Genomic DNA, 6,225 nt, shown 5'->3' with positions numbered 1-6,225 from the left:
ATCAGGTGTCCACCAAACAGGGGTCAGGTCCGATAAAACGCGTGAGATTTCCCAGTACATCATCTAAATTGAGCGCATGATTACTGTGATTCAACCGGACCCTAAGGTGACCGTCGACCGCTTTGGTCAGTGGCTTAAAGCGGGCTTTCGGATTGTTGAACTCTTCCGGAATCCGGTCCCGAGGATGGAGGAGTGTGCAGGGGGCATCGTAGTGCTGGGCGGCACGATGAACGCCGTGGAAGGGCCGGAGTGGCTGCCGGCTTTGCGGCAGTTGCTCGTGGATGCGGTGGATAAAGAGATTCCAGTTCTCGGGATTTGTCTCGGACACCAGGTTCTCGCCACAGCCTTCGGCGGCGAGGTCGTGGTGGGGACGGCGGACGCCAAGGAGGACGGGCCGTACGAGATCCGTGTGAACGACGCGGGTCAGGTGGATCCGGTCCTGCGCGTGCTCGGAGAGTCCGCCATCATGCCGGAGTCGCACAATGATGCGGTGACGGTACTTCCGCCGAATGCGCAGCTCTTGGCGTCGAGCGAACGGTGCCGGGTCCAGGCCATGCGGATCGGCTCGGCGGTGTCTGTGCAGTTTCACCCGGAGGCCTCGCCTGCGACGATGGCGCGGTGGGCGGAGATGTCCGGCTTGGATGGCGCAGAGATGCAGCGTCGCATGGAGCTTGCCGATGCCCCCATCCGAGCCGCTGGCCAGGCTATCGCCGCCGCATTCTCAGCGGAATGCGGCGCTTAGAGGGGCGAGCGGCACGTGCGGGTTGGCGTGATCGACCCAGGCGAGCTCAACGATTTCGGCGGCCGGCTGGGGGATGATCGGCCGCGGGTACTCAAAGAGGTGCGCGAGGACGGTGTAGCCCGGCTCATTGGAGGCGGGCGCGGTGCGGGTGCCGAGGGGGACCAGGTTGCGCATGTCGAGGTGGACGGTGAGTTCTTCGGCGACTTCGCGCACGGCGGCATCGGCAGGCTTTTCGTGGGCTTCGGGCTTGCCGCCGGGGAACTGGAAGGCGGTGGTGCCGCGCTTGCGGACCTGAAGGATGCGGCCGCGGGAGTCGCGGAAGATAACGGCGCTGACCTCGATGATGGGCATGGAGGCTAGTCTAGATCTCATGGAAATTGTGGGAGCTATCGACGCCGAAGGGCGCTGTGCTCATTGGCACAGCGCCCTCGATGTGGTGGCAAATAAGTGCGCCACCTGCGGCACGTGGTTTGCCTGCGCGTGGTGTCACCCGGCGGACCATGCGTTTGGGCAGATGCCCTTAGACGAACTCGCAGTCATGTGTGGGGTCTGTGGGCATCAGATGACGTTCCACGAGTACGGGACGGAGTGTCCCTCGTGCGGTGCCCCGTTTAACCCCGGGTGCAAGCTGCATCCGGAGCTGTACTTCCAGGTCTCCGATTAGAAAGAGGACAGGTTGGCGAAGTCGCCAGCCTGAACCTTGGCGATGGCCGCCTGGATGAGCTGCGGGACGTTGGGAACGCGGACGGTGACGTTCGCGGCCGGGACCGGCACGTCGATGGTCGGCTGGCCGGCCTGGACGAACAGCGGGATGATGCGGGTGTTGTTCTGCGCCGGAGCCTGGTTGTTGTTTGCCGGGGCCGGGGTGTTCGACTGGTTGTTCGCCGGGGCCGGGGTGGTGGTGTTGTTCGTGGTGGTGTTGTTGGACTGCGTTCCGCCATTCGCCAGGTTGCAGCGGGCGATGGCCTCGTCAGCACGGGAGATGGCGTCGCGGATCTGCGGGCCGCGGGAATCGAAGGTGGCGACGGCGAGCGCCTGGCGCTTTTTGTTGTTGTAGTCCGTCGGGTTTGTGTAGTACTTCGCCGCCTGCTCACAGGAAATCTGGCCGGAAGGAACCTTGGCCAGGTAGTCATCGATGGCGTCAGCAGATGCTGCCGGAGCAGCGAGAGTGGCGGTCAGGCCGGCGGTGGCGGCGAACAGGGCAGCTTTACGTGCGATAGTCATGCGGGCCATTGTGTCACGAATGTGACGCATGTGAAAGACCTGTGTGAGCCCGTACGCTGGCCCTATTCGGCTTCACCTGGGGTTTGTGCGAACTTAGGAATTTACTGCCAGATCCATTCCGAGGAACTTTTCGGTGACGCGGGCGTATGCCTGGACGGTGAGCTCGAGGTCTTCCAAGTGCAGGCACTCGTCGTGGCTATGGAGCTCCGCGTTGGCGGTCGCAAGGTCGCGTTCTGGCGCGTGGAGGGCAAAACCGTAGCCCACGCCGCCCAGGCGGCGTGCGACGCGGAGATCGGAACCGCCGGTCGCGAGCGTGGGGACGAGGTCCTTGCCGGGGAAGAACTCACCGACGGTCTCGACGAGGGTGTCCCACAGCGGGCCCGTGGTCGGGGAGACCGTGGCGTCCTCGTTGATGAGGTGCTCGATCTCTACGTCGATATCGCCGATGGCGTCGCGGAGCATCTCGTCGACCTCGTTCTGAGTTTGTCCCGGTAGCGGACGGATATCCATTTCCAGGTACGCATGCGAGGGCAGCACATTGATGGCGCCACCAGCGCGCAGCACCGTCTGGGAGATGGTCGTGTGCGAAAACGCATGCGCGAACGCGGAGAGGTTGCCGAACGGGGAGAAGTCGCCTGAGTCGATGAGCTTCTCGGACTCGGGGTCGAACTTAAACGACTCGCGGAAGCCCTGCCAGATGGGATCGTTGGCGATGGGCAGATTCGCTTCCGCGATGCGACGGGCGACCTCGCCAATCTTTAGGATTGCGAAGTCCTTGTTGTACGGGGTTGAGCCGTGTCCCGCATCGCCGTGGACGTGGATGCGGCGCTGTGCCGCGCCCTTCTCGCCGACAATGACGGCGACGCCGCCCGGCAGGTGGCTGCCACCGGTCTCGGACAGGCAGTTCTTCCAGTTGATGGCGCCGGGGTTCTCGCGCTCGAACCAGCGCGCGCCCAGGCCGCCACGAGCCTCTTCGTCAGCGAGGGCGGCAAAGGCGAGGGTGCCGCCCGGGTTGCCGCGGCGGGCGACCTCACGGGTGACAGCGGCCATCGTTGCCGTGATGAAGAGCATGTCCACGGCGCCGCGGCCGTAGAGCTTGCCGTCTTCGATAACCGCCGCGAACGGATCCTTCGTCCACTTATCGGCGTCCACCGGCACGACGTCCGTGTGGCCGAGGAAGGTGAGCGGTTCCTTGTCCGGATCGCCCGGCACGGTGAATATAATGCTCGTGCGGTGGGGGTGCGGCTCGAAGCGTTGCACCTCGACACCGGAGCCGACGAAGAACCTCTCCAGTGAGTCCGCATTGCGGACCTCGAAGCCAGAATCTGCGGTCAGGTCGTTGACGCAGGCGTTGCGGATCAGTTCTTGGAGAAGTTCCAGGGTGTCGTCGTAAAGAGTCATGGCTCAATTGTAGGTTTGTGCCTTTATCGGGGGAATTTTGCGGAAAACGATCAGAAAATTGAACACCGTTCAGGAAAATTGTTTAGGGTATCCGCATGACTATTCTTGACACCGCGCGCGCGAAGGCCCTCGAGCAGGGCATCGGCCTCAACGAAGAAGAACTCCTGGAAATCCTCCAGGTCCCGGACGAGCAGCTCGAGGAGCTCGCCGATATCGCCCACCAGACCCGTCTGAAGTGGTGCGGTCCCGACGTCTCTGTCGAGGGCATCATCTCCATCAAGACCGGCGGCTGCCCCGAGGACTGCCACTTCTGCTCGCAGTCGGGCCTGTTCGAGTCGCCGGTGCGTGCGGCTCGTTTGAATATTCCTGAGCTCGTCGAGGCCGCCCAGAAGACCGCGAAGACCGGCGCCACCGAGTTCTGCATCGTCGCAGCCGTGAAGTCTCCGGATGATTCGCTGCTCGACCAGGTCGGCGAGGCGATTGCCGCCATCAACGACGCGGTCGACATTGAGATCTCGTGCTCGCTCGGCACGCTTACCCGCGAGCAGGCTCAGCGCCTTAAGGACATGGGTGCCCAGCGCTACAACCACAACCTGGAGACCTCCCGCTCCTTCTTCCCTCACGTTGTCACCACCCACACCTGGGAAGAGCGCAAGGAGACCCTCGACCACGTCCGCGCGGTGGGCATGGAAGTCTGCTCCGGCGGCATCATCGGCATGGGCGAGTCGCTCGCGCAGCGCGCCGAGTTCGCTGCGCAGCTCGCTGAAATCGAGCCCTTCGAGGTTCCGATGAACTTCCTCGACCCGCGCCCAGGCACCCCGTTTGCAGACCGTCCGCTCGTTCCCCTCGGCGAGGCACTGCGTGCGGTTGCAGCATTCCGCTTGGCGATGCCCTCTGCGACCTTGCGCTTCGCCGGCGGCCGCGAGCTCTCGCTGGGCGATGACGGCACGGAGAAGGGCCTGCTTGGTGGCATCAACGCGATCATCGCGGGTAACTATCTCACGACGCTTGGCCAGCAGATCGAGAAGGACGTGGACATGCTCCACCGCATCGACCTGCCGATTAAGGCGCTGTAATGCCTGAACAGTCTGCTCTAGCGGCGGCGGTGCTTGCCGGGGAGACTCCGGTCTTCCATCCCAATACCGGTGAGCCCTTCGCTGAGGTGACGCACCTTCACCCGGCCGCCGCGGCCGGCCTGGACGTGCCGCGCTACTGCCAGCTGTGCGGGCGCCGCATGGTCGTGCAGGTGCGCCCGGATGGCTGGAGCGCGCGGTGCTCCCGCCACGGCGAGCTGGATTCTGACTGGCTCTACGAGGAACACTTGCCAGCGTAAACTCGGCCGCATGGCTTTTGAAGATCCCGGCATTGCGCTTGCCCACCGCTCCGCGCTGCGGTCTATCCAGCGCGTGGTGAGCGAGACAACTGAGCCGACCCCGAACGCGGCGGAGCGGGTCGCTGAGCAACTGCGCGCCGGCGGGGTCATGGTCCTCACGGGAGCAGGCGTGTCGACGGATTCCGGTGTGCCGGACTATCGGGGACCGCATGGGTCGCTTGCCCGCCATACGCCGATGACGTATCAGGAATTCCGCTATGATTCCGCCGCGAGCCACCGCTATTGGGCGCGCTCCTTCGTGGGCTGGCGCGTTATGGACGCGGCGCGGCCGAATCGTACGCACTTCGCGCTCGTGGAACTCGAGCGCGCTGGATTGGTATCCGGCATCGTTACTCAAAACGTCGATGGCCTCCACAAGGAAGCGGGGACCGAGACGCTCATTCCACTCCACGGCGATATGGAACATGTCGTGTGTCTGAACTGCGGGTACGCAGAAGACCGTGGGGCCTTCGATGCCCGCCTTGCGGCTGCGAATCCCGGCTATCTCGAGCGCTGGGTCGTCCGCGCGGATCAAGTGAATCCGGACGGCGACGTCGCGCTGTCGCAGCAGGCGGTCGATGAGTTCGTGATGGCACCGTGCGTCCGCTGTGGTTCGGAGCTGCTGAAGCCGGACGTCGTCTACTTCGGCGAGCCGGTTCCGGCGGAGCGGCGGGACGCGGCGCGTGCGCTGCTTGCGGACTCGCGCTCGCTGCTTGTCGCCGGTTCGTCGCTCGCCGTGATGAGTGGCTATCGCTTCATGCTCGATGCGCTCAAGCAAGGCAAAGAGGTCGCCGTGGTGAACGGCGGGCCAGGGCGCGGCGACCCCAAGGCCACGACGCTGTGGCGCACGCAGGTCGCGCCGGCTTTTGATGAGCTACTGGATCTGCTTGATGTCTAAGGCTGGGGTACGGCAGGCCTAAAGCTTCTCGAAGTACATGACTGCGGTGTCGGTGTTTTTCTCTGGTGCCGGGGGATCGGTCTGCTTGCCTCGCCACAAGGGGCTGATGCCTGGCATGAACCAGGCGAGCAGGGCAACGAAAACCGCGATGACGATGGCGGCGGGAGTTGCATATTTGGACGGCACGAACCAGTATCCGGCCGCGCACAAGGCGATGATGACACAGACCCACAAGGGGACCAGGATGCCGAGGTTGAGCCGCCGCGTGGCGCGGTATTCGGCCCAGTCTTCGCCGGGGAAGCGAGTGCGCGCCTCGGAGCGAATCCGACGCGCAGTCTTGTGCTGTTGCAGCACCGAGGCGATGAGGGTGAAGGCCACGCCGGCGCCTGCAACGAGCATGTCTGCGGTGACGGCTCCATAAGCTGCAATCGCGAGCGCGAGAGACAGCGCAAGGCGCTCGGAGACGCTGAGAGGTAGCCCACGCGTGGGGTCTACGTCGGGATACAGATTTTTGAAGGCGCTGGTAGACGAGGGTGTCATGGCCGAATGAGGGTGTCCTTTATTGGGGGTGGCTTACCTAATTTAGGT

9 protein-coding genes are annotated in these 6,225 nt (G+C 64.0%); 5 read left to right on the top strand and 4 right to left on the bottom strand.

Annotation, left to right across the window (positions count from 1 at the left end):
- Window positions 1-76: 76 nt before the first annotated feature.
- The gene (locus HMPREF2559_RS06895) at window positions 77-742 is read left to right on the top strand and encodes a type 1 glutamine amidotransferase (RefSeq protein WP_070540056.1); all 666 of its coding nucleotides are present in this window, start codon (window positions 77-79) and stop codon (window positions 740-742) included.
- Here the strand turns inward: HMPREF2559_RS06895 and HMPREF2559_RS06890 are convergent.
- A complete protein-coding gene (locus HMPREF2559_RS06890; protein WP_083297802.1) occupies window positions 722-1,093 on the bottom strand; it encodes an NUDIX hydrolase in 372 nt (123 codons plus the stop codon). The genes HMPREF2559_RS06895 and HMPREF2559_RS06890 overlap by 21 nt on opposite strands.
- Here HMPREF2559_RS06890 and HMPREF2559_RS06885 point away from each other — a divergent pair.
- Window positions 1,041-1,406: a CHY zinc finger protein gene (locus HMPREF2559_RS06885; protein ID WP_371325678.1), complete on the top strand. Its 366-nt coding sequence runs from the start codon at window positions 1,041-1,043 to the stop codon at window positions 1,404-1,406. The two genes, HMPREF2559_RS06890 and HMPREF2559_RS06885, sit on opposite strands and share 53 nt — an antisense overlap.
- On the opposite strand, the gene HMPREF2559_RS06880 is transcribed toward HMPREF2559_RS06885, so the two are convergent.
- Window positions 1,403-1,966, bottom strand: coding sequence for a hypothetical protein (locus tag HMPREF2559_RS06880; RefSeq protein WP_230384179.1), 564 nt, complete (start codon window positions 1,964-1,966; stop codon window positions 1,403-1,405). The genes HMPREF2559_RS06885 and HMPREF2559_RS06880 overlap by 4 nt on opposite strands.
- A 93-nt stretch (window positions 1,967-2,059) precedes the next feature.
- Window positions 2,060-3,367 (bottom strand): M20/M25/M40 family metallo-hydrolase, encoded by a 1,308-nt coding sequence (locus HMPREF2559_RS06875; protein ID WP_070540053.1) that lies wholly within the window; start codon window positions 3,365-3,367, stop codon window positions 2,060-2,062.
- Between the two features lie 95 nt (window positions 3,368-3,462).
- Between HMPREF2559_RS06875 and bioB the strand changes: the two genes are divergently transcribed.
- From bioB to HMPREF2559_RS06860, 3 genes are read left to right on the top strand one after another with little or no spacing between them, the layout of a single operon-like run.
- Entirely contained in the window at window positions 3,463-4,443 is a 981-nt protein-coding gene (gene bioB, locus HMPREF2559_RS06870) for a biotin synthase BioB (protein WP_066513303.1), read from the top strand.
- The gene (locus tag HMPREF2559_RS06865) at window positions 4,443-4,700 is read left to right on the top strand and encodes a biotin synthase auxiliary protein BsaP (protein WP_066485678.1); all 258 of its coding nucleotides are present in this window, start codon (window positions 4,443-4,445) and stop codon (window positions 4,698-4,700) included. Before bioB ends, HMPREF2559_RS06865 begins: the two co-directional genes overlap by 1 nt.
- Before the next feature lie 10 nt (window positions 4,701-4,710).
- Window positions 4,711-5,637 carry a Sir2 family NAD-dependent protein deacetylase gene (locus HMPREF2559_RS06860; RefSeq protein WP_066485683.1) on the top strand — a complete coding sequence of 309 codons (927 nt, stop codon included), beginning with the start codon at window positions 4,711-4,713 and terminating at the stop codon, window positions 5,635-5,637.
- An 18-nt stretch (window positions 5,638-5,655) separates the two neighbouring features.
- Here HMPREF2559_RS06860 and HMPREF2559_RS06855 read toward each other — a convergent pair whose 3' ends face one another.
- Window positions 5,656-6,177: a hypothetical protein gene (locus HMPREF2559_RS06855; RefSeq protein WP_066485693.1), complete on the bottom strand. Its 522-nt coding sequence runs from the start codon at window positions 6,175-6,177 to the stop codon at window positions 5,656-5,658.
- Between the last annotated feature and the right edge of the window lie 48 nt (window positions 6,178-6,225).

This window comes from Corynebacterium sp. HMSC072G08 (genome assembly GCF_001809185.1).
Taxonomy (GTDB): domain Bacteria; phylum Actinomycetota; class Actinomycetes; order Mycobacteriales; family Mycobacteriaceae; genus Corynebacterium; species Corynebacterium phoceense.
This window is presented reverse-complemented; position numbering and strand designations above follow the sequence as displayed.

Excerpts from the sequence above, each read along its gene's own strand:
- HMPREF2559_RS06895 (WP_070540056.1), top strand. The coding sequence starts at position 77 with ATGATTACTGTGATTCAACCGGACCCTAAGGTGACCGTCGACCGCTTT.
- HMPREF2559_RS06885 (WP_371325678.1), top strand. The coding sequence starts at position 1,041 with ATGCGGCCGCGGGAGTCGCGGAAGATAACGGCGCTGACCTCGATGATG.
- HMPREF2559_RS06890 (WP_083297802.1), bottom strand. The coding sequence starts at position 1,093 with ATGCCCATCATCGAGGTCAGCGCCGTTATCTTCCGCGACTCCCGCGGC.
- HMPREF2559_RS06880 (WP_230384179.1), bottom strand. The coding sequence starts at position 1,966 with ATGACTATCGCACGTAAAGCTGCCCTGTTCGCCGCCACCGCCGGCCTG.
- HMPREF2559_RS06875 (WP_070540053.1), bottom strand. The coding sequence starts at position 3,367 with ATGACTCTTTACGACGACACCCTGGAACTTCTCCAAGAACTGATCCGC.
- bioB (WP_066513303.1), top strand. The coding sequence starts at position 3,463 with ATGACTATTCTTGACACCGCGCGCGCGAAGGCCCTCGAGCAGGGCATC.
- HMPREF2559_RS06865 (WP_066485678.1), top strand. The coding sequence starts at position 4,443 with ATGCCTGAACAGTCTGCTCTAGCGGCGGCGGTGCTTGCCGGGGAGACT.
- HMPREF2559_RS06860 (WP_066485683.1), top strand. The coding sequence starts at position 4,711 with ATGGCTTTTGAAGATCCCGGCATTGCGCTTGCCCACCGCTCCGCGCTG.
- HMPREF2559_RS06855 (WP_066485693.1), bottom strand. The coding sequence starts at position 6,177 with ATGACACCCTCGTCTACCAGCGCCTTCAAAAATCTGTATCCCGACGTA.